15 protein-coding genes are annotated in these 23,219 nt (G+C 39.0%); 8 read left to right on the forward strand and 7 right to left on the reverse strand.

Annotation, left to right across the window (positions count from 1 at the left end; genetic code table 11):
- The first annotated feature begins 718 nt into the window (after positions 1-718).
- Both FNN08_RS15075 and FNN08_RS15080 read left to right on the forward strand, forming a co-directional pair.
- The gene (locus tag FNN08_RS15075; RefSeq protein ID WP_143587260.1) at positions 719-2,515 is read left to right on the forward strand and encodes an FAD-dependent oxidoreductase; all 1,797 of its coding nucleotides are present in this window, start codon (positions 719-721) and stop codon (positions 2,513-2,515) included.
- A gap of 203 nt (positions 2,516-2,718) precedes the next feature.
- Complete coding sequence (locus FNN08_RS15080) at positions 2,719-3,717, forward strand: DUF4405 domain-containing protein (RefSeq protein ID WP_143587262.1); 999 nt, start codon at positions 2,719-2,721, stop codon at positions 3,715-3,717.
- Positions 3,718-3,837: 120 nt separating this feature from the next.
- On the opposite strand, the gene acnB is transcribed toward FNN08_RS15080, so the two are convergent.
- A complete protein-coding gene (gene acnB, locus FNN08_RS15085) occupies positions 3,838-6,435 on the reverse strand; it encodes a bifunctional aconitate hydratase 2/2-methylisocitrate dehydratase (protein WP_143587264.1) in 2,598 nt (865 codons plus the stop codon).
- Between the two features lie 318 nt (positions 6,436-6,753).
- Between acnB and FNN08_RS15090 the strand changes: the two genes are divergently transcribed.
- The 3 genes from FNN08_RS15090 to FNN08_RS15100 all read left to right on the forward strand — a co-directional run bounded on the left by FNN08_RS15090 (position 6,754) and on the right by FNN08_RS15100 (position 11,550).
- Positions 6,754-7,221 carry a hypothetical protein gene (locus FNN08_RS15090; protein ID WP_143587266.1) on the forward strand — a complete coding sequence of 156 codons (468 nt, stop codon included), beginning with the start codon at positions 6,754-6,756 and terminating at the stop codon, positions 7,219-7,221.
- 296 nt (positions 7,222-7,517) lie between these two features.
- Positions 7,518-10,316, forward strand: a complete 2,799-nt coding sequence (locus FNN08_RS15095; RefSeq protein ID WP_143587268.1) for a bifunctional aconitate hydratase 2/2-methylisocitrate dehydratase — start codon at positions 7,518-7,520, stop codon at positions 10,314-10,316.
- A 133-nt stretch (positions 10,317-10,449) separates the two neighbouring features.
- Positions 10,450-11,550, forward strand: coding sequence for an AI-2E family transporter (locus FNN08_RS15100; protein WP_143587271.1), 1,101 nt, complete (start codon positions 10,450-10,452; stop codon positions 11,548-11,550).
- A gap of 107 nt (positions 11,551-11,657) precedes the next feature.
- Here FNN08_RS15100 and lpdA read toward each other — a convergent pair whose 3' ends face one another.
- From lpdA to ampD, 6 genes are all read right to left on the reverse strand, one after another.
- Complete coding sequence (gene lpdA / locus FNN08_RS15105) at positions 11,658-13,091, reverse strand: dihydrolipoyl dehydrogenase (protein WP_143587273.1); 1,434 nt, start codon at positions 13,089-13,091, stop codon at positions 11,658-11,660.
- Positions 13,092-13,416: 325 nt separating this feature from the next.
- A complete protein-coding gene (aceF, locus tag FNN08_RS15110) occupies positions 13,417-15,081 on the reverse strand; it encodes a pyruvate dehydrogenase complex dihydrolipoyllysine-residue acetyltransferase (protein ID WP_143587275.1) in 1,665 nt (554 codons plus the stop codon).
- Positions 15,082-15,103: 22 nt separating this feature from the next.
- The gene (gene aceE / locus FNN08_RS15115; RefSeq protein WP_143587277.1) at positions 15,104-17,776 is read right to left on the reverse strand and encodes a pyruvate dehydrogenase (acetyl-transferring), homodimeric type; all 2,673 of its coding nucleotides are present in this window, start codon (positions 17,774-17,776) and stop codon (positions 15,104-15,106) included.
- Positions 17,777-17,936: 160 nt separating this feature from the next.
- Entirely contained in the window at positions 17,937-18,710 is a 774-nt protein-coding gene (gene pdhR / locus FNN08_RS15120; RefSeq protein ID WP_143587279.1) for a pyruvate dehydrogenase complex transcriptional repressor PdhR, read from the reverse strand.
- A 435-nt stretch (positions 18,711-19,145) separates the two neighbouring features.
- Entirely contained in the window at positions 19,146-20,078 is a 933-nt protein-coding gene (gene ampE / locus FNN08_RS15125) for a regulatory signaling modulator protein AmpE (protein WP_143587281.1), read from the reverse strand.
- A 172-nt stretch (positions 20,079-20,250) separates the two neighbouring features.
- Positions 20,251-20,823 carry a 1,6-anhydro-N-acetylmuramyl-L-alanine amidase AmpD gene (ampD, locus tag FNN08_RS15130; RefSeq protein WP_143587283.1) on the reverse strand — a complete coding sequence of 191 codons (573 nt, stop codon included), beginning with the start codon at positions 20,821-20,823 and terminating at the stop codon, positions 20,251-20,253.
- Between the two features lie 213 nt (positions 20,824-21,036).
- Between ampD and FNN08_RS15135 the strand changes: the two genes are divergently transcribed.
- The 3 genes from FNN08_RS15135 to FNN08_RS16600 all read left to right on the forward strand — a co-directional run bounded on the left by FNN08_RS15135 (position 21,037) and on the right by FNN08_RS16600 (position 23,176).
- Positions 21,037-21,561 (forward strand): TIGR02281 family clan AA aspartic protease, encoded by a 525-nt coding sequence (locus FNN08_RS15135; RefSeq protein WP_185962688.1) that lies wholly within the window; start codon positions 21,037-21,039, stop codon positions 21,559-21,561.
- An 85-nt stretch (positions 21,562-21,646) separates the two neighbouring features.
- Complete coding sequence (nadC, locus tag FNN08_RS15140) at positions 21,647-22,522, forward strand: carboxylating nicotinate-nucleotide diphosphorylase (RefSeq protein WP_143587285.1); 876 nt, start codon at positions 21,647-21,649, stop codon at positions 22,520-22,522.
- Positions 22,523-22,789: 267 nt separating this feature from the next.
- Positions 22,790-23,176: a prepilin-type N-terminal cleavage/methylation domain-containing protein gene (locus FNN08_RS16600; protein WP_313904986.1), complete on the forward strand. Its 387-nt coding sequence runs from the start codon at positions 22,790-22,792 to the stop codon at positions 23,174-23,176.
- Positions 23,177-23,219 lie beyond the last annotated feature (43 nt).

The raw sequence follows: 23,219 nt of genomic DNA on the forward strand, positions 1-23,219 counted from the left end.
TTAAGTCGTTTTGTGTGTTCATTCATCATTAAGTTAATTTGCTACTAAGTAGCTATGTAAAATCAACATCAATGTGAGTGCCCACACAAATTGCATGATAACTAATTGTTAAAGATGGCTACACGATGTAGTTATGCAAACCTGTTCATGGATGAACGTTTTGGTTTGTACTTTCTCATGTAGAAGAACTAAGTCGCATTCGCTTAACTCTTATTGCTTGTGGCTAACGTTGCCGTTTGCCCGAAGCAGGAGGCGCATTATAAGCACCTTAGTTAGGAAGTCAACAGCTTTTATAAAAGATTTTATAAAAAGTTTTTATTGGCGTTAAACTCTAAGTATTACTTAAGGTTTAACCTTCTAACCGTTCTTTGGGTTGCCCCGAAGAAGTGGAGCGCATTGTATAGATCTAAGCCTTGGCGTCAACAAGTTTTTTAGTTTTTTTATAAATTAATGAGTATTGGTACATATAATAGACAAAACGTATATTTTAGCAGCTACATCTTGCTTTGTTTCTATTTATTTATATAAGGCTCATCGTTAATTTGCCTCTTTACCCATATTAACGGGCGATTAATAACCATATTTTCCCAGATTAAATACTTCTTTTAAAAACACATACATTAAAAACAGAAGCGAGATTAACAACCTTGTAAAATATTGCTACAGTGGTTCACTTATAAAAAGCTTTAAACAATAAAAATAATAATTAGGGTTCGTTATGAATAGAAGAGAATTTATACGCATTATTGGCGGAACCGTTGCTGTCACAGCTATCGCGCCAACTTATGGTTTTGCCAACTCAGGTTTTTCCTCATCGGGTATGCTAATTGAAGCTGCTAATTTTAACAATTTAGGTGGCTGGGTATTAGATACTCAATTTTATCAGCAGATGGGCGGAGTTCAGCTATTAGCTCATGGTTTGGGCTCTCCTGTTGAAAATGCATCTACGCAAATTGACGTTATTGATTCAGGTTTATGGAATGTGTATGTAAGAACTACTGATTGGTGCCCGGGTGACTGGGAAGCTCCGGGACAGTTTAAAGTTCATATAGATAACAAGACTCTGGAGAATAATCTAGGAACTCAAAAAGGCTGGGGCTGGCAGCTTGCTGGGCAAGTAGAGCTTAATAAAGGCCAATCAAAAATTGAAGTTGAAGATCTAACAGGTTTTGAAGGACGGTTTGATGCGATTTACCTTACTAAAGAATCAAGCCCTAAACTACCTAATACCCCAACAGATTTATTCCATTGGAAAGATCAACTCACTGGGCGCAGCAAATTAGCTATTGAAGAAAAAGTATTTGATTTTGTTGTATGTGGCGGTGGAGTAACTGGTTGTGCGGCGGCAATTGCTGCTGACTCACAAAACATTAATGTTGCGGTAATACAAGATCGCCCTATCTTTGGTGGTAATGCCAGTGAAGAAATACGTGTAACTTGTATAGGTATAACAGGAAAGAACGACAAACTTATTAAGTCGGTTGGCACAGAGGAGTGGAAACTAGGCTCGGAAGAATCCATTGTCGACCAACAAAAAAGAGAAAAGACCATGGCCGATAGCAATGTAAGTTTATTTGCTGGTCACATGCTAATTGGTCTTGAGAAACAAGGTGATAAAATTGTCAGTGTAGATGCCCGAAATATAACAACGGGTATCATTACTCGCTTAAGATCGAAACAATTTCTCGACAGTACAGGTAATGGTGCCTTAGGTGTACTAGCTGGTGCAAAATACCGTTATGGCCGTGAAGCAAGTTCAGAGTTTAATGAGAGCTGGGACAAACATGGCGATTTATGGAGCCCTGAAAAGCCTGATAATAAAGTTATGGGTGCTACCATAATGTGGAAAAGTAATCGAAGTAAACAAGCCGAAATTTTTCCAAAGGTTCCTTGGGCAATGGATGTAGCGGGTAAAGATGCTGCGACTCGTGGTGGATGGAAGTGGGAATATTCATCTGATGAGCTTGATCAAGTAGCGGATGGAGAAACCATTCGAGATCACCTATTCCGAGCTATATACGGTAACTTTTACAATGCCAAAAAACACCCTAAACATCGTAAGACAAAAATTAACTTTTTAGGTTATATTCTAGGACGCCGAGAGTCAGTACGTCTAATGGGTGATCATATTTTCACCTTAAATGATGCTGTTGATAAGCCAGATTTTCCCGATATAGTTGCAGAAGAAAAACGCGTATTTGATATACACTACCAAGAAAAAGAGAAAGGCCATCATGCTGATTATCGTTCTGAAGGGTTATTTAAATACGTAGGGCTATATTACATTCCATTTAGAAGTTTATTTTCTAAAAATATCGATAATCTATTGATTGCTGGCCGTAACTTTAGCTGTTCACATATAGGTCTTGCCGGGCCTAGGGTAATGAATACTTGTGCACAAATGGGTGTAGCGACTGGTTACGCCGCCGCTTTGTGTACAAAATATAACGCTAATCCTCGCAAGGTCGGTCAACAACATATTACAGAGCTAAGAAAGTTAATTGGCTACGTATAGTAAACCTTAAATAAGCGATGCTAGATTCGGTTATGTTATCTAGCATCGTGTGGTTTATAGCAATTATATTAACTTCCGGCACATTGAGTAGCACTTTCAATTGTTCACCTAATTAATGAAAATGCTATTACTAAAATGTCGTATTGCATAAGCAATTCTGTACCGCGTATAAATTTACGCTCAGTTCATACTAAGGATCTACAATGTTTAATAAACATTTGATGAACTATGGCTTATTAATCTCATTTGTCATTTTAATGGTGACAGGGATCATCGCTTACCTATTGCCTTTTTCATTAAATAATACTCGAGTTCATATTGTATTTGCATTCGCTACCATCTTTTTTATTGGCTATCATTTAACACAAAAGTACGGTTACTTTCCTAAGGCTATTACTCGCACAAGTTTAAGAACAAGGCAGTTATTGCTATTAATCTTGTGTATTTTGATTTTTGTCTTAGTTAGCGCACTACAAAATATTGCACCAATAAGTAAATTCATGGATTGGAGCTATGAAAGCAGGCATCAAAGAGAAATTCTCAGAGTATCACCAAATACGGCAACTCAAATAATAGAGAATAATTTACATACAGTGCGCAGCTTCGAACCTAAAGAGGATGATACACAGCGTGCTGTAGCTTTAGATATTGAAGTCAGAATGTCAGCGCAAATTACACATAAACCAGCTATTGCCATTTGGGCAGAATCCACTACTGGCGCCTTAATAGAAACTTTGTACTTAAGTCCTGAACTAGCTTACTCCGATTCACCAACTTGGCATGGACAGACAGTTAATCGCAGCAAAATATTACCTATATGGAGAAGTCGATTCACTTTAATAAGTGGTTTAGAGCCTAACGGTACTATCGATGGTTCAACAGGAGCGACGGCAAACCATACATTCTCACTTAAAAAGTATTTTAGCCAAGCAGAACAAGAATACCTGATATTTTTCGAAATAAACCAACCATTTGACACCAATAAGGATTGGCAAGACAAGCTGTTAGGCCAGCCTTCAGTCGTATATTCCACTTATATGGAGCATTCGGATTTAAAGAAATATGCCATTCTTGAATTAACCGGCCATGGTGGCTCTAATAATTTAGGTGGTGGAATAGAATACGAACTCGACACTATAACTACAGCCAAAGAATTAGTTGATCTTATTCTTATTAGTGGAGCTAAATATAGAAGTGAATAATCGCAATAGTTTTAAAAACTTGTTGTGATATTTGCATTAAATAATGAAAAAAGACCGCGGTGCGGTCTTTTTATTTTGAGTTCCAAATATAAATTCTGGAATTGTTTCAGCAGCTAATCATTACGCACTAGCTTGTGCAATAACTACTTCTTTCGCTTTCTTCGTGTAACTATCCATAGTATGGAAGTTTAAGTAGCGATATGTATCGGCAGCTGTTGTATCTAACTTAGCAGAATACTCCATGTATTCAGCAACTGTTGGTAAGTGACCAACAATAGCACCAACAGCAGCAAGTTCTGCTGAAGTAAGATAAACATTTGCGCCAGTACCTAAACGGTTCGGGAAGTTACGAGTCGAGGTTGAAAGTACTGTCGATTTCTCAGCAACACGCGCTTGGTTACCCATACATAAAGAACAACCTGGAGTTTCAATGCGCACGCCTGCTCTACCATAAGTAAAGTAGTAACCTTCTGCTGTAAGCTGATCTCTATCCATTTTAGTTGGCGGAGCAACCCACATACGTGTTTTAAGTACGCCACCAAAATCTTCTAGTAATTTACCTGCCGCGCGGAAATGACCAATGTTAGTCATACAAGAGCCGATAAATACTTCGTCTACATCTGCGCCAGCAACATCTGAAAGAAGCTTAGCGTCATCAGGATCATTTGGACAACAAACAATAGGCTCTTTAATTTCATTTAAATCAATTTCTAAAACATGAGCATATTCTGCATCACTATCAGCTTCCATTAACGATGGATTAGCTAACCACTCTTGCATTGCTACAATGCGGCGCTCAATAGTACGTACATCACCGTAACCTTCACTGATCATCCACTTAAGCATAACGATGTTTGATTCTAAGTACTGTGCAACGGCATCTTCTTCAAGTTTAATTGTACAACCTGCAGCACTTCGCTCCGCTGATGCGTCAGATAATTCAAATGCTTGCTCAACCGTTAAACCGGTTAAACCTTCTATCTCTAATACTCGACCAGAAAACTCATTAACTTTACCTGCTTTTTCGACCGTTAATAAACCATTTTTAATCCCGTAGTAAGGGATGGCATGAACAAGATCGCGTAAAGTGATGCCTGGTTGCATTTCACCTTTAAAACGAACAAGAACCGATTCCGGCATATCAAGTGGCATAACACCTGTTGCCGCAGCAAATGCTACTAAACCAGAACCAGCAGGGAATGAAATACCAAGAGGGAAGCGAGTATGTGAATCACCACCTGTACCAACAGTGTCTGGTAATAACATACGATTTAACCATGAGTGAATAACACCATCACCTGGACGAAGTGACACACCACCGCGGTTCATCATAAAGTCAGGTAATGTGTGATGGGTATTTACATCAACAGGTTTAGGGTATGCCGATGTATGACAGAAAGACTGCATTGTTAAATCGGCAGAGAAACCTAAACAGGCTAAATCTTTTAATTCATCACGAGTCATAGGACCGGTAGTATCTTGTGAACCAACCGTGGTCATTTTAGGCTCACAATATTGACCCGCACGTACGCCATCTACGCCACATGCTTTACCAACCATTTTTTGCGCTAAAGTATAACCTTTAGAGCTTGCGGTAGCATCTTCTGGCTTTTGGAATAAATCAGTTTCACCTAAACCTAACGCTTCACGTGCACGGCCAGTTAAGCCACGACCAATAATAAGTGGAATACGGCCACCAGCTCGAACCTCATCAAGTAAAACCGGGCTTAATTCGAATGTAGAAATAACTTCGTCTGTATTTGCACGCTTAACCACACCTTCGTATGGGAAGATATCGATCACATCACCCATATTCATCGCCTGTACGTCTAATTCAATTGGTAGTGCACCAGAGTCTTCCATAGTGTTATAGAAAATTGGCGCTATTTTACCGCCTAAACATACACCGCCACCACGCTTGTTAGGAATATAAGGGATATCATCTCCCATAAACCATAGCACTGAGTTTGTTGCCGACTTACGAGAAGATCCCGTACCAACAACATCACCTACATATGCTAATGGAATGCCGTCTTGTTGTAATTCTTCAATTTGCTTGATCGGGCCAATAACACCTTCTTCTTCAGGTTCAATACCATCACGGCCAATCTTAAGCATAGCTTTTGCGTGTAGAGGGATATCAGGACGAGACCAAGCATCAGGTGCTGGAGATAGATCGTCGGTATTGGTTTCACCAGTAACTTTAAATACTTTAACCGTGATTTTTTCAGCAACAGGTTCACGATTAGTAAACCACTCACCGTTAGCCCAAGATTGCATAACAGCTTTAGCTTGCTCGTTACCAGCTTCAGCTTTTTCTTTTACGTCGTGGAATGCATCAAACATTAATAATGTTTTAGAAAGCCCCTTTGCTGCAGTTGCACCTAACTTATCGCAATCTAAAAGATCAATCATTGGTTGAATGTTGTAACCACCAAGCATTGTACCTAATAATTGGGTTGCGCGCTCAGCATCTAAGATTGGCGATGTTGTTTCACCTTTTGCGATTGCAGCTAAAAATCCAGCCTTAACATAAGCTGCGTCATCAACACCGGCAGGTATACGATTTGCAAGTAGGTCTAATAAAAGAGCTTCTTCACCGGCAGGTGGATTCTTTACTAATTCAATTAACAGAGCAACTTGCTCAGCATCTAATGGCTTAGGTACGATACCTTCAGCGGCACGCTCTTCTACGTGTTTGCGATATTCTTGAAGCACAACGCTTTCCTCTCTGACTATAAGATGAAAAACAAATAAATGTTTTCACTTTGTTATTAAATTTTATTGAAATAAGTATATGTGATAACAAAATAAAACTGAATAACATTACTAATCACAAGGTTTATATTTACTATAAATACGATCAATATAGTTATAGGTATAAAAAATAAGTAAAAATACACTTATCTTTGTTAATAGCAATTTGCATCAAAAAAGCCCATGTAACAAATTGTACAAAACACTTTGCTTGCTTGACATTATAGGCAGGAGATATAGAGTTAAATGAATAGATTTATTTAGTTTCTGGTAACTAATATGTTCAAAAAAATTGCAATACTTTCACTAGCGTTACTTTCTACTTCAGTATTTGCCACGGGTAAAGGTAATCACCATTTCCCAGGTATTTTTGTAGGCGCGACTACAATAGACGATAAAACCGACTTTTCTTACGGGTTAGAATATGAGTATAAATTCACTCGTACTTGGGGAGCTGGTTTTGTATTAGAAAATACCGATGAAGCGCACGAAGGTGCCGGTGTTGAAGTTAAACTTGTTTCGGCTTACTTTCACCCTATTCATCACGTACGCATCGGCTTAGGCTTTGGTGAGGAAAAGGTAAATGGCAGTCATGGTCACCCTAGCCATGAAGAAGATTTAGTACGAGTATCAGCAAACTACGATTTTGTTGTTGGTGACTTTGAAATTGCCCCAACCGTTGCATTCGACTTTGTTGACGGTGAAACCTCTACAGTATTAGGCGTAGCTTTTATTCGCCCTTTCTAAAGCGGCAAAAATAATATAATAAGAAAGCTTTAGTTAGAGCTTTCTTGTCTATCACATTAAACTCATCACCTTACAAAGCCGTTTTGGATTAATCAAAACAGCATGCTTGTAGCGCACATTACCTGGTCATAACAAACCAACTAATATAACCCTCTCTTCTACCTGCTATAAATAGCATGAATATTGTTTATTTAACTAAATGATTAGTAGTGGCTAGAAATTCAGGTAAACTATGCAAAAAATTTTTCCTGCTAATTTAACTTTATTAGCAATATTATAGCTAGAGAGAGAGCCACATGAGCTTATATTTAGAATACCTTAAAGACATTGAAAGTCGTAAAAACGATCTTGGATTGGCCCCTCTGCCAATTGATTCTGCTGATTTATTATCTGAAATTATTGCGCAAATCAAAGATACTGAAAATGAGTACCGTGCAGAGTCACTTAACTTCTTTATTTATAACACCTTACCAGGTACTACAAGTGCCGCTGGTGTAAAGGCTGCTTTCCTAAAAGAGATCATCTTAGGTCAATCTAGCGTTGCAGAGATCACTGCTGAGTTTGCTTTTGAATTGTTATCACACATGAAAGGTGGTCCTTCAATCGAAGCTCTTCTTGATTTAGCATTATCTGACGATGCATCAGTAGCAAACCAAGCTGCTGACGTGTTAAAAACACAAGTATTCCTTTACGACGCAGATATGGCTCGCATCGAAGCAGCATTTAAAGCGGGTAACGCAATTGCTAAAGACCTATTAGAAAGCTACGCACAAGCAGAGTTCTTTACTAAGCTTCCTGACGTAGAAGAAAAAATTGAAGTTGTAACTTACATTGCTGGTGAAGGTGATATCTCAACTGATTTACTTTCTCCTGGTCATCAAGCGCACTCTCGTGCTGACCGTGAATTACACGGCAAGTGTATGATAACTGAAGAAGCGCAAGAAGAAATACAAGCATTACAAGCTAAGCACCCGAATGCAAAAGTAATGCTTATCGCTGAAAAAGGCACTATGGGTGTTGGTTCTTCTCGTATGTCTGGTGTAAACAACGTTGCTCTTTGGGCTGGTAAGCAAGCAAGCCCATACGTACCATTTATTAACATTGCTCCAGTAGTTGCAGGTACGAATGGTATCGCGCCTATTTTCTTAACCACTGTTGATGTTACTGGTGGTATCGGTCTTGACCTTAAAAACTGGGTAAATAAAGTTGATGCCAACGGCAATAATGTTGTTGACGAAAATGGCGACCCAGTATTAGAAGAAGCGTACTCTGTAGCGACTGGCACAGTATTAACGATTGATACTAAAGCTAAGAAATTATACAACGGCGATGAAGAGCTAGTTGATATTTCATCAGCATTTACTCCGCAAAAAGTAGAGTTTATGAAAGCTGGCGGATCGTACGCAGTTACTTTCGGTAAAAAATTACAAACATTTGCAGCTGAAACATTAGGTGTTGCACCTGCTAGCGTATACGCAGCGTCAAAAGAAATTTCACATGAAGGTCAAGGTTTAACAGCTGTTGAAAAAATCTTTAACCGTAATGCGGTTGGTGTTGTATCTGACTCTCCTTTACATGCTGGTTCAAACGTTCGTGTTAAAGTAAACATTGTTGGTTCTCAAGACACAACAGGTCCTATGACATGTCAGGAATTAGAAGCAATGGCTGCTTCTACTATTTCTCCATTAGTAGATGGTGCATACCAATCAGGTTGTCATACAGCATCAGTTTGGGATAGCAAAGCACAAGCGAACATTCCTAAACTAATGGCATTTATGAACAAGTTTGGTTTGATCACTGCACGTGATCCTAAAGGTAAATATCATGCAATGACTGATGTTATTCATAAAGTATTGAATGATATTACCGTTGACGACCGCGCTATCATCATTGGTGGTGACTCACATACTCGTATGTCTAAAGGCGTAGCCTTTGGTGCCGATTCAGGTACAGTTGCTATTGCACTTGCCACTGGTGAATCTGCAATGCCAATCCCTGAGTCTGTAAAAGTTACATTTAAAGGTAACATGAAAGGCCATATGGATTTCCGTGATGTTGTTCACTCAACACAAGCACAAATGCTTAAGCAATTTGGCGGCGAGAACGTTTTCCAAGGTCGTATTATTGAAGTACATATTGGTACATTAATGGCTGACCAAGCGTTTACATTTACCGATTGGTCTGCAGAAATGAAAGCTAAAGCGTCAATCTGTATTTCAAACGATGAAACACTAGTTAAATCTATCGAGCTTGCTAAGAGCCGTATCCAAATTATGATCAATAAGGGTATGGAAAACGAAGCAGGCACATTAGCAGGATTAATTGCTTTAGCTGATAAGCGTATCGAAGAAGTTAAATCAGGCGCTCAACCTGCTCTAGCACCGGATGAGAATGCTAAGTACTACGCAGAAGTTGTTGTAGATCTTGATTCAATCGACGAGCCAATGATTGCTGATCCTGATGTGAACAACGAAGACGTATCTAAGCGTTACACGCACGATGTTATTCGTCCAGTATCATACTACGACGGTAAGCCAGTAGATTTAGGTTTTGTTGGTTCATGTATGGTTCACAAAGGTGATATGCAAATTATCGCGCAAATGTTCCGCAACCTTGAAAAACAAAACGGTAGCATTTCATTTAAAGCACCACTAGTTGTTGCGCCACCAACGTACAACATTGTTGATGAGCTTAAAGCTGAAGGTGACTGGGAAATTCTACAAAAGTACTCAGGTTTTGAATTTGATGATGCCGCACCTAAAAATGCAGCACGTACTAAGTACGAAAACATCATGTATTTAGAACGCCCAGGTTGTAACTTATGTATGGGTAACCAAGAGAAAGCTGAGCCTGGTGACACTGTTATTGCTACATCAACGCGTTTATTCCAAGGTCGTGTTGTAGCAGATAGCGCTGAGAAGAAAGGTGAATCACTACTTGGTTCAACGCCATTAGTGGTACTTTCAACTATGCTAGGTCGTTTCCCAACTATGGATGAGTACAAGTCTGCTGTAGAAGGCATTGACTTAACTAAGTTCACTCCTCCTACAGAAGAAATGACGACTAAGTTTGCTGTACCAATTAAAATGGTATAAAACAAAGTATGTAAATTTCTATTTTAGCTGATAAGGTAGTATAAAAGTTAATAAGGGTTACTTAGATAGTAACCCTTTTTTTGTGGGTAAATAATCTGTCGCTTTACTAATAATAGCAAGTCAGGGGAATTTTATGGCTAATAACAACAACATCGCTATACCATCACAACAAGTAATTGATACCGTTATAAAAATTATCGCTATCGTACTACTGGGTACTTGGTGCTTCGACATCATCCGTCCATTTATCTTACCTATGGCGTGGGGAGCCATCATTGCCACAGCATTGTTTCCACTGTTTAATAAAATGGTTAGTTTATTTGGCAATAGAATAAAAGCCGCAGCCACAGTATTTGCCATTGTCGGTATATCAATATTAGTTATTCCAACCATAATCTTTGGCGGCTCAGCCATTGAATCAATATCCGCAGTTTCAGAGCAATTGAAGGAAGGAGCACTAGTTATCCCTCATCCTGACGTGAGTGTAAAAGACTGGCCTTTTATTGGTGAAAAGACATATATAGCCTGGGAAACGGCAGCGACTAACTTAGAAGCTTTTACTGATCAGTATTCTGAACAAATTAAAAATACTATATCTACACTTTTGGGAGCTGTTGCTAGTTTTGGTGGCATAATATTTCAATTTATTTTTTCAATGCTCATTGCTGCTATGTTTTTAGCAAATTCTGAATCTTGTATTAAAGGCTGCCATAGTTTTTTTAAGCGATTAATGGGAAACAGATCTGATACAGTTCTAAAAAATACTGTCGCTACAGTGCGCTCTGTAGGTGCAGGTATTTTAGGTATTGCATTTACCCAAGCAATGCTTGCCGGAGTTGGTTTAGTCCTAGCCGATATTCCCGCAGCAGGTTTATGGGTACTGCTAGTGCTATTAGTTGCGATAGTGCAATTACCACCAATCCTTATTTTAGGGCCTATTGCAGCATATTACTTCTCAATTGCTGACACTACACCAGCCGTAATATTTTTAGTTTGGTCATTACTAGTGAGTGCTAGTGATGCTGTTTTAAAACCAATATTATTAGGTAGAGGGACTGACATTCCTATGTTGGTTATACTTATTGGCGCAATTGGAGGAATGATATTTTCTGGTATTATTGGCTTATTTACCGGTGCCGTAATTTTATCTTTAGGCTACCAATTGATGCTTATGTGGCTTGAGCAAGGTTCAACTGAAGATGAACAAAGTATTGAGCCAACGACAAAATTTTAAGCTGAGGATACTTTTAATAAAAAGCTATCAAACTTCAATAAAATAGAAAGCTACAAACAAAAACGCCAGCATAAGCTGGCGTTTTTAATGTTCTACTCTAGGAAGAGTTACTTTTTCTTCTTAACCGCTTTAGGGTTAGGTAAATCAGTAATTGAACCTTCAAAGATTTCAGATGCTAAACCGATTGACTCGTTAAGCGTTGGGTGAGCATGAATCGTTAATGCTAAATCTTCAGCATCAGCGCCCATTTCAACCGCTAAACAAACTTCACCAAGCATTTCACCAGCGTTGATACCTACGATAGCACCACCAAGTACACGACCAGTTTCTTTTTCGAAGATCATCTTAGTTTTACCTTCAGTACGTGCTGAAGCAATTGCACGACCAGAAGCCGCCCAAGGGAAGTTAGCAACTTCGATATTTAAACCTTGCTCTTTTGCTTCACGCTCAGTAATACCAACCCAAGCCATTTCTGGATCAGTGTAAGCAATTGAAGGGATACAACGAGGGTCAAATACGTGTTTCTTACCAGCAATAACTTCAGCAGCACAATGTGCTTCATGAACAGCTTTATGAGCAAGCATAGGTTGACCAACAACATCACCGATAGCGAAGATGTGAGGTACATTAGTACGTAATTCGTTAGATACGTTGATAAAACCACGCTCGTCAACATTAACGCCAGCTTTATCAGCTGCAACTAAGTGACCATTTGGCTTACGGCCAACAGCAACTAAGATCTTGTCGTAACGAACTTGACCTTCTGGTGCTTTTTTACCTTCAAAAGTAACGTATAAACCGTCTTCTTTCGCTTCAACAGCAACAACTTTAGTAGACAACATGATGTTGAACTTTTTCTTGTTGTAGTTAGTGTAAACTTTAACTATGTCTTTATCAGCAGCAGGTACTAACTGGTCAGCAAACTCAACAACAGAAACGTTAGAGCCTAATGCTGAGTATACAGTACCCATTTCTAAACCGATGATACCACCACCAAGTACTAACATTTCACCTGGAACGTCTTGTAATTCAAGCGCACCAGTTGAATCGATAACGCGAGGGTCATCGTTAGGGATAAATGGTAAATCGATTACTGAAGAGCCAGCTGCAATAATTGCGTTGTCGAAAGTAATGTTAGTTACAGTGCCGTCAGCGCCTTCAACAGCAATAGTTTTGTCAGAAGTAAACTTACCGTAACCTGTTACTGTGTTAACTTTACGAGCTTTAGACATACCGCCTAAACCACCAGTTAATTGACCAATAACGTCTTCTTTCCAGCTGCGAATTTTATCTAAATCGATTTTTGGTGCGCCAAAAGTAACACCATGAGATGCCATAGCTGCAGCATCATCAATTACTTTAGCAACATGAAGTAATGCTTTAGATGGGATACAACCAACGTTTAAACAAACGCCACCTAGGGTTTCGCGACTTTCTACTAGTACAACGTCTAAACCTAGATCGGCAGCACGGAATGCTGCAGAATAACCACCAGGGCCAGCGCCTAAAACAACGACTTGAGTTTTAATATCGTTACTCATGTTAACCTCAAAAATTTTTATATTTATTTGACCAACTCATGTCAGCCAAGCTGATACCCGAAGGTATAAATTCTGTCATTGCAGCTTATTAAACCCTTACGGTTAATTGCTGCAACATTTGCCTTGCATTATCAAACACTATTACTTGGCATTTTCGCACGCAAGTTTACCGTGTGTGATAATAAATCGCCAATAAAACTGTAAAAAATTAGACTTAAGTCTCTACTTTTATGTAAAAATTTTAATCCAATGCTATTCAGCTTTAAATGATAATTGTTAGTTTTCTAAAACGCGATGTAATGCATCAGCATTACATCGCTATCAATTATAAAATTAATTGACGGATATCACTCATTACTGATGATAAATGCACAGTAAAGCGTGCCGCTAATGCACCATCAATCACACGGTGATCGTATGACATTGATAATGGCAACATTAGTTTTGGTTCAAACTCTTTACCGTTCCACTTAGGTTTCATTTCAGATTTAGATACACCTAAAATAGCCACCTCTGGTGCGTTAACGATTGGCGTAAATGCCGTACCGCCAATACCACCAAGAGAAGATATAGTAAAACAACCACCTTGCATATCAGCAGCTTTTAACTTGCCATCACGAGCTTTAATACTAATTTCTAAAAGCTCTTTTGATAACTGGTGAATACCTTTTTTATCTACATCACGAACAACTGGTACAACTAAACCGTTAGGCGTATCTACCGCTACACCAATATTGATGTATTTTTTCATGATTAAGCTTTCGCCGTCTTCACTCAAGCTTGAGTTGAATACAGGGAATTCACGTAATGCATCAGCTGCAGCTTTTAAAATAAACACTAGAGGCGTAATTTTAAAACCAAGCTTTTTCTTCTCAGCAATAACGTTTTGTTCTTTACGGAATGCTTCAACGTTAGTGATATCGGCTTCATCAAACTGAGTAACGTGTGGGATAGTAACCCAGTTACGGTGTAAGAATGGACCAGAGATTTTTTGAATACGTGATAAAGGCTTAGTTTCAATTTCACCAAACTTAGAGAAATCAATCGCTTTAGCGCTAACAACTTGCAAGCCACCTTCGCCACCAGCAACTGATGTATTAGCAGTGGCTTTAGGGCGAGATAATTCGTATTTAACGTACGATTGAACATCTTCTTTTAAGATACGGCCTTTGTTACCTGTACCTTTAACAAGCGTTAAATCAACACCAAATTCACGACCAATACGGCGAATTGAAGGTGATGCGTAAATATGACCTTGGCTTTGCTTAGTACCAGCACTTGGGTGATGTGGTACTGGTGCAGCTTTTGGCGCAGCTGGTGCAGAAGGAGCTACAACGGTAGTCTCTTTTACCGGAGCAGGCGCCGCAACAGGTGCTGGTGCTGGAGCTGCTGCGTCTGAAGATGTTTCAAGCATAATCACTAAGCTACCTTGCTTAACTTTATCGCCAGCAGCAACTTTAACTTCAACTACTGTACCCGCTTCAGGACATGGTACATCCATAGTCGCTTTGTCAGTTTCTAAAGTAATTAAACCATCTTCTGCTTCAATAACATCGCCAGCAGCAACTAATACTTCGATAACGTCAACTTCGCCGTCTTCGCCAATATCAGGAACAACAACTTCAATGACTGCACTTGCCGCAGGAGCTGCAACTGGTGCAGCTTCAACAACAGGAGCCTCAACAACTGGTGCAGGCTCTGGAGCAGCCGGTGCTGCAGGAGCTTCAACTTCAGCAGCTGGTGCATCTGCGCCAGCTACTTCAATCATAACAACCAAGTCGCCTTCGTTGATCTTGTCACCAACAGCTACTTTAATTTCTGTGATAGTGCCTGCAAAAGGCGCAGGAATATCCATAGAAGCTTTATCAGTTTCAACACTAACTAGCGCATCTTCAGCTTCTACTGTGTCACCAACAGCAACACATAGTTCAATGATTTCAACTTCATCGCCACCTACATCAGGGACTAGAACTTGTTTAATATCAGACATCTGTATTTTCCTTTCCAGTCAATTATGCGTAAAGCGGGTTAATTTTATCAGCGTCGATACCAAAGTCTTTAATAGCTTTAGTAACTACTGACATTTTAATTTCGCCGCGCTGTGCTAATTCGTAAAGTGAAGCAACAACAATGTAGTTGTGGTCAACTTCGAAATGACGACGTAAGTTTGCACGTGAATCACTTCGGCCAAAACCGTCAGTACCTAATACACGGTAATCGGTATTAATGTATGCACGTAATTGGTCAGAGTAAGATTTAACGTAATCTGTTGCAGAAATAGCAGGACCATTGTCAGCGGTAATCACTTGGCTGATGTAAGGTACTTTTTGCTCTGCTTCTGGGTGAAGCATGTTGTAACGAGTCGCTTCTTGACCTTCACGAGCTAATTCATTGTATGAAGTAACTGAGTAAACATCAGATGAGATACCAAAATCGTTAGCAAGAATTTGTGCAGCAGCACGTACTTGTAACAAGATAGTACCTGAGCCCATAAGCTGAACGTTGGCTTTCGCTTTTTTGCTTGGCTTAACCGTTTCTAACTTGTAAATACCTTTAATGATTGCTTCTTCAGCATCTTTTGGCATTTCTGGGTGTTGGTAGTTCTCGTTCATTAACGTTAGGTAGAAGAAGATGTTTTCATTTTCTTCGTACATTCTACGTAAACCTTCACGAACAATAACAGCTACTTCGTAACCGTAAGTTGGATCGTAAGTAACACAGTTAGGAATAAGACCTGCTTGAATGTGTGAATGACCATCTTGGTGTTGTAAACCTTCACCGTTAAGCGTAGTACGACCTGCAGTTGCACCTAATAAGAAACCACGTGCTTGGCTATCTGCCGCTGCCCATGCTAAGTCACCAACACGTTGGAAACCAAACATTGAGTAGTAAATGTAGAATGGGATTGTTGTTGCATTACAAGTTGAGTAAGACGTACCTGAAGCAACCCATGATGCCATTGCACCTAGCTCGTTAATACCTTCTTGTAGTACTTGACCTTTTTTGTCTTCACGGTAGTAAGCAACTTGGTCAGCATCTTGAGGTACGTATTTTTGACCTTCGTTGGCGTAAATACCAACTTGACGGAATAAACCTTCCATACCAAAAGTACGCGCTTCATCAGGAATGATAGGAACGATGCGTTTACCGATCTTCTTATCTTTTAATAAGCTGTTAAGTACACGAACAAATTGCATTGTTGATGATACTTCACGCTCACCTGAACCTTTCAAGATAGCATCAAAAATTTTCATTTGCGGAATTTCTAATGCTTCTTCAGGTTGCTCTAAACGAGCCGGTAATGAACCACCTAAAGTTTCACGACGTGCAGCCATGTACTTGTATTCATCACTGTCTTCTGGGAACTTGTAGAATGGTAAGTCGGCAATATCTTCATCGCTAACTGGAATGTTAAAACGATCGCGGTATTGCTTAATAGAGTCAACGTCCATCTTCTTAACGTTATGAGCAATGTTAAGTGCTTCACCAGATGCGCCTAAACCAAAACCTTTAACCGTTTTAGCAAGAATTACTGTAGGACGACCTTTAGTTTCCATTGCTTTTTTGTATGCAGCGTAAACTTTAACAGGATCATGACCACCACGGTTTAAGCGGTAAATGTCTTCATCTGACATGTTAGCTACTAATGCAGCTGTTTCAGGGTACTTGTTGAAGAAGTTTTCACGAGTGTACTTACCACCTTTAGCTTTACAGTTTTGGTATTCACCATCTACTGTTTCGCCCATAAGCTGTAAAAGCTTACCTGAAGTGTCACGAGCAATAAGTGCATCCCAGTACGAACCCCAAATAACTTTAACAACTTCCCAGCCTGCGCCGCGGAATGTACCTTCAAGTTCTTGGATGATTTTGCCGTTACCACGTACCGGGCCATCAAGACGTTGTAAATTACAGTTGATCACGAAACATAAGTTATCTAAACCTTCACGAGACGCTAAACCAATAGCACCTAATGATTCTGGCTCATCTGTTTCACCGTCACCTAAGTAACAGTAAACACGTTGGCCTGAACAGTCTTTAATACCACGGTCAGTTAAGTACTTTAAGAAACGAGCTGTGTAGATAGCTTGTAGTGGACCTAAACCCATAGATACTGTTGGGAACTGCCAAAAATCAGGCATTAAGTGTGGGTGTGGGTATGAAGATAAACCGTTACCGTCTACTTCTTGACGGAAGTTATTCATTTGATCTTCAGTTAAACGACCTTCTAAGAAAGCACGAGAATAAATACCAGGAGAGATATGACCTTGAGCAAAAATAAAATCGCCACTGCCTTTCTCAGATGCACCTTTAAAGAAGTGGTTAAAACCAACATCATAAAGCATTGCTGAAGAAGCGAATGAACCAATGTGACCACCAAGCTCTAAATCTTTCTTAGATGCACGTAATACTAATACTAATGCATTCCAACGAATTGCTGCACGGATACGCGCTTCAATTGTTTGGTCCGCAGGCATGTGCGGCTCTTGATTAACTGGAATAGTATTTACATAAGCTGTTGTTGCATCAAATGGTAAATGCGTACCACCGCGACGAGCACGGTCGATTAATGATTCAAGTAATTGGTGTGCACGTGCAGGACCTTCTTGTTCAAGTACAGCTTCTAATGAATCAAGCCATTCTTGAGTTTCTTGAGGATCAATGTCGTGATTGAGTAGTTCAGTCATGTTGATTGTAAACTCCGATTATGTATTTATGAAACGCGTACGTTTCTTTTTATATTTTTAACGGCAATAGCAATGTTGCTCTACTGCCCTACTTTTTCTTTAACAAACGATCTCGCTGTTTGTTTTATTCTTTTAAGCTGATAATTAAATTAAAAGCTTATTAATTTGTTTGTAAGCGCCTAAGTGAACGAGTCACTCGTGAGTCTTCTTTTGCTAGCTTAAGCATAACTTCTTCTATATAAGCTAGGTTTTTGTGGCTTGCTCCCCAGGCTTTGTTCGGCTCGCCACTTATAATGCTTTTCATTAGCTGCTTACGATAATGTGCAATTCTTGTTGGCACATCAGGTCGCTTTGAAAGCACTTGTAAATTCTTATCTATATTGTCTATTAGCAATTCGCTCATCGCGCGCGCTAAATGTAATATCACCGCATTATGTGATGCTTCACATATTGCTAAATAAAACTCGTAAACCGCAGTAGCTTCGGCGCGATAATTATCATTTAATGCCGTATTTTCTATCTGCGCTATGGCGATTGCTTCAAACGCTTGCTCAACTAAAACGAAATCCGCTTTGGTGCCGCGCATCGCTGCATAATAAGCAGCCATACCTTGAATGCCATGACGAAATTCGAGTAAATCAAATTGCGCTTCACTTTTATTTGCCATTAATGCAAATAGTGGGTCTGACATTCCGGCTAATAAGTTATCACTAACAAAAGTCCCGCCACCTTGACGACGATAAACCAAACCTTTGGTTTCTAGCTTTTGTATTGCCTCCCTTAACGAAGGGCGTGATACTTCAAACTCTGCTGCTAACTCTCGCTCTGGTAACAGCTTCTGCCCTGGCTTTAGCGTTCCTTCAAGGATCATATCCTCTAACTGCTGCAGGATAACTTCCGATATTTTCGGTTGTTTAATTTTCTTAAAAGCCATTGACATATATTCTTTAAAATAAGTTTAATTATTTAAAAATCATTGGTAAATTGGTTTTACCAATTTCTTTATTTGTCTGCCTAAAGTAACAGAGTTTATTGTAAATGTAAAATTATTACATTTTCCAACAAGACAGTTACAAACCTAACACCTGTTAATTTTATGTAATGGTCTTACCAATAAAAATATGAGCATTATAGACCTAGCACTTATATTTAAAGGCACGCCTTAATATTTATAGGGTAGGATTATAGTAAAGATAAAAGTTTGTGCGAATATGCAAACAAAAGTTAGCGAGAACAAATAGGAAGGAAAAAGCCAAGCTTTGCCCCTAATTGTTTGAATATGTTTATGTTTTAGTAAAAAAAATGAAATTTACTTTCAAAAGACAAAAAAAAGCCACCAATTAAGGTGGCATTTTCAAACATAGATTTTCTAGCTTAATACGCCAGCTATAGTCATAAATGCTGTGGCAGCTAGCAGTAATAAAACATTACGTTTGGCTAATCTAACTAATAAAGTAGGCTCACTGGTTAAGTCTTCTTGATCTACAATGCAGTCTTCAGATGTTTTAGCTACTTCACATAAATATTTACGTGGTGACATAGTGTAGTTTAGCAAGCCTTCTAACCAAAGCGTTGATGCCTTGGAAAAATGACCAACAAGCATATAACCAAAAGCTGAAAAACGTGAAGGGATAAAGTCGATGTAAAATAGTATATTACGGCTTTTATCAACGGCTTGTTTTGAGATAGCTTGGTCTGCATCGATATCATCAACCGTTTCACTTTCACCATCATCAGCCGATAACTCTTCGCTCGCAGCATCAGATTTAACTTCATTTGTACTTGCATCCGTTATTGCCACATTATTAGATAATGCAATCAACACACGGTAAAACACTACCGCCGAAATTCCAAAGAAGATAAATATCAGCATAATTGCCATATAGTACTGATAGTTTAACCACACAAGCGTTTGTCCAAAACTTTCACTTTCATAAGCTTGGTCTTGTTGCAATTCCATCTGATGATGAGTTACAGCAACTTCATCACCTCGCATTGCCGCATTTAAAAAGTTTTTATAAGCATCGCGCGAAAAGCCGCAGCCGAAACAAACCACTAAGATTAGTGTAGATACAATAAAGCTTATAATTTCAATATCAATGACAGCCATAACGCCCCAAACTATTGCCGCGGGGATCAAAGCTAATGCCGTAATATTGAGTCTTGAACGGCTAATCTCGTCTTTAGAAACAAAGCCTAAGATAAAGTTAATGTAGCGAGCATAATAATAATTAAAATGCCATAAAGGGGATAGCAACACTCGCTCGGCAGCTAAAGCGATAAGTAAGCTAATAAGTATCATTGAAAATCCTTGCGTTTATATTTTTATATATTGTTTAGCTTTGCAGCAATAAGGGAAATCATACATGCTTTTTAATACGTGAACTTTAACACGCTAATTTATTTGAAAATTCTACTCTTAGAATAGACTATTTGCCAGAAAATTATCAGCTAAACATCAGCAAAAACTGCATTTACAAACCTTGCTTGTATTTAATCCAGTCAAAACTTTCACCTGGATCTGTTTTTCTTCCAGGTGCAATATCACTATGACCAACGATTCTGTCTGTATTTATCTCTGGATAATGTGCTAACAACAACTTAGTAATAACTTGCAGCTGTTCATATTGTGCATTGGTATAAGGTAAGTCATCGGTACCTTCCATCTCAATACCAATAGAAAAGTCATTACACTTTTCTCTATCACAAAAACTTGAAACCCCAGCATGCCAAGCCCTTTTATTAAAAGGTACATATTGCACAACTTGACCATCGCGGCGAATTAAACAATGAGCCGATACACGAATTTGATAAATATCTTTAAAGTAATCATGCTCATCAGGATTTAACCTGCCTAAAAATAAATCCGTAATATGGCCCGAGCCAAACTGCCCTGGTGGTAATGAAATATTGTGTACAACCAGCAAGCTTATATCTTCACACTCACGTTCGTCACAATGAGTAGAAGGCTTAATATCTAAAACCTCATCGCCCGCTTTACCGTCATCTAACTCTAACCAACCATTATTAATGGTAAATAAACTCATTTAACCTTTCCTAAAAAATACAACATCAATTTATTAATCAACACTAAGCCATATTCAACAACACTAGGCTTTAATTCGTCGTTCCCATGTAGACGGGAATCCACTTTATTTACACATGCCTAAACATAGAAAACACCACTCTATATTTTTAACACCGATACTGTCATTATAATAAGCAGATAAACACAACACACTCAACGCAAAGATTATCTTATGAACCATGAAGATCCCACAAAAAAATTAGGCAAAACCATGATGTGGATCACTTGGGCTATTGCCCTTGCATTATTAGTCTGGTTTTTCCAAGGCACACTAGACAAGCAATGGAACCCAAACAAATCACCAACCGTATCTCTAAATGACAGCGGACTTGCTGAAGTTACCCTAAAACAAAACAGACACGGCCATTACGTAGCTATGGGTACTATTAATAGTGAGGAAGTGATCTTCTTACTAGATACCGGCGCCACTAATGTATCTATTCCCGCGCGTATTGCCGATAACTTAAACCTACCAGATCTAGGCAGTCATTATGTGCAAACCGCAAATGGTAGAGTTAGAGTCTATAAAACCGTCATAGATCAATTGAGTATTGGTAATATAATCCTTTATAATGTCGCGGCAAACATAAACCCAGGTATGAACACAAATGAAATACTGTTGGGCATGAGCGCACTCAAACAAGTTGAGTTTCGCCAAAGCGGCAAAACTCTATATTTAACAGAACAAGCAAATTAATGTTGTAGATAATATCGGCCTACAACTATATAGCTCGAAACTAGCTAACGCGTTAGCAACTAACTTATATAAAGAGAACACCTTAATGCATACTCCAGAATTACAACAAGACATTCAATCCACAATCGAATGGGCACTGGCAGAAGATTTAGGTGCTGCTCCGGGTGTAAAAGCAGACGCTAACAACGATATAACCGCAACGCTCATCCCTGCCGATAACAAAGCAGTAGCTACCATCATATGTAGAGAAGATTGTGTTATTTCAGGTGTAGCTTGGGTAAACGAAGTATTTAAGCAACTTGATGAATCAAGTAACCTACAAACTGACATCACTTGGTTTGTTACCGACGGCCAAGCGGTAAAAGCGAACAGCACCTTATGTGAAATAAGCGGCAACGCCCGTTTATTACTTACTGGTGAGCGCACAGCATTAAACTTTTTACAAAGCTTATCAGGTACAGCAACCATCACTAGCCAATACGTTAAAGAGCTAGAAGGTGGCACAACCAAGTTACTTGATACACGTAAAACAATTCCAGGCATGCGCAGCGCACAAAAATACGCAGTCACTTGCGGCGGCGGCCATAACCACAGAATTGGTTTATTCGATGCATTCTTAATAAAAGAAAACCACGTAAACGCCTGTGGCGGAATTAACAATGCTGTACAAACAGCAAAAGCTAACTTCCCAGGAAAAACAGTAGAAGTTGAAGTTGAAAGCTTAGATGAACTGAACCAAGCACTAGAAGCTGGCGCAGATATTATCATGCTAGATAACTTCACCACAGATATGATTGAACAAGCAGTTGCCCTTACCCGCGGTAAAGCAAAACTAGAAGTTTCGGGCAACATGACCCTAGAAAAACTAAAAGCTTACACAGCAGCAGGTGTAGATTTCATTTCAGTTGGCGCATTAACTAAACACGTACAAGCTATCGATTTATCGATGCGATTTGTTTAAATAAATAAGTTTTATTTAAACAAGAGTAATATAGACGAAATATACATATATTTCGTCTTCCCCATGCAGATGGGGATCCATTTTTTCAATAGAAAACAGCCCTCCCCTCACAAATAAACGGCAAGCAAACGCCGTTTTTTCGTACAAAACGGCAAAAAAATGCCGAAAAACGCCTAAAAACGTAAAAAAATGTTTTACACGCGTTGTAAATTGTTACATATTATCCATAGCCCCCGATAACAATAAATAAACTATGGATGTTTAAACATGAAAAATATTAAAACTATGAAAAAAGATCAGGGTTTTACCCTAATCGAATTAATGATCGTTGTTGCGATTATCGGTATTCTTGCAGCTATCGCACTTCCTGCTTACAAAGATTATACCGATAAAGCAAAAATCACTAACGCTATAGGTTCAGTTGCAGGCTATAAAGTTGTAGTTACTGAGGCTTACTCTGTTGATGGCGACTTTACTGATGCATGTGATAGTGTTCCAAGTGGTGGTGACATAACTTGTAGTACTACAACTGGTGTACTTACAAGTAAGTACGATACTGCTACGGTAACATTAACACCTACAGAGTCTGCAAACCAAATTTCTTGGGAATGTTCGCATGACCTAACTGTTACAGTTAAAGGTTGTGAAGGTTAATTTAAACTTTTAAAAGTTTTTGAAAAGCTAGCATGTATTTGCT

It is taken from the genome of Thalassomonas sp. M1454, assembly GCF_007097525.1.
Classification (GTDB): Bacteria; Pseudomonadota; Gammaproteobacteria; order Enterobacterales; family Alteromonadaceae; genus Thalassotalea_A.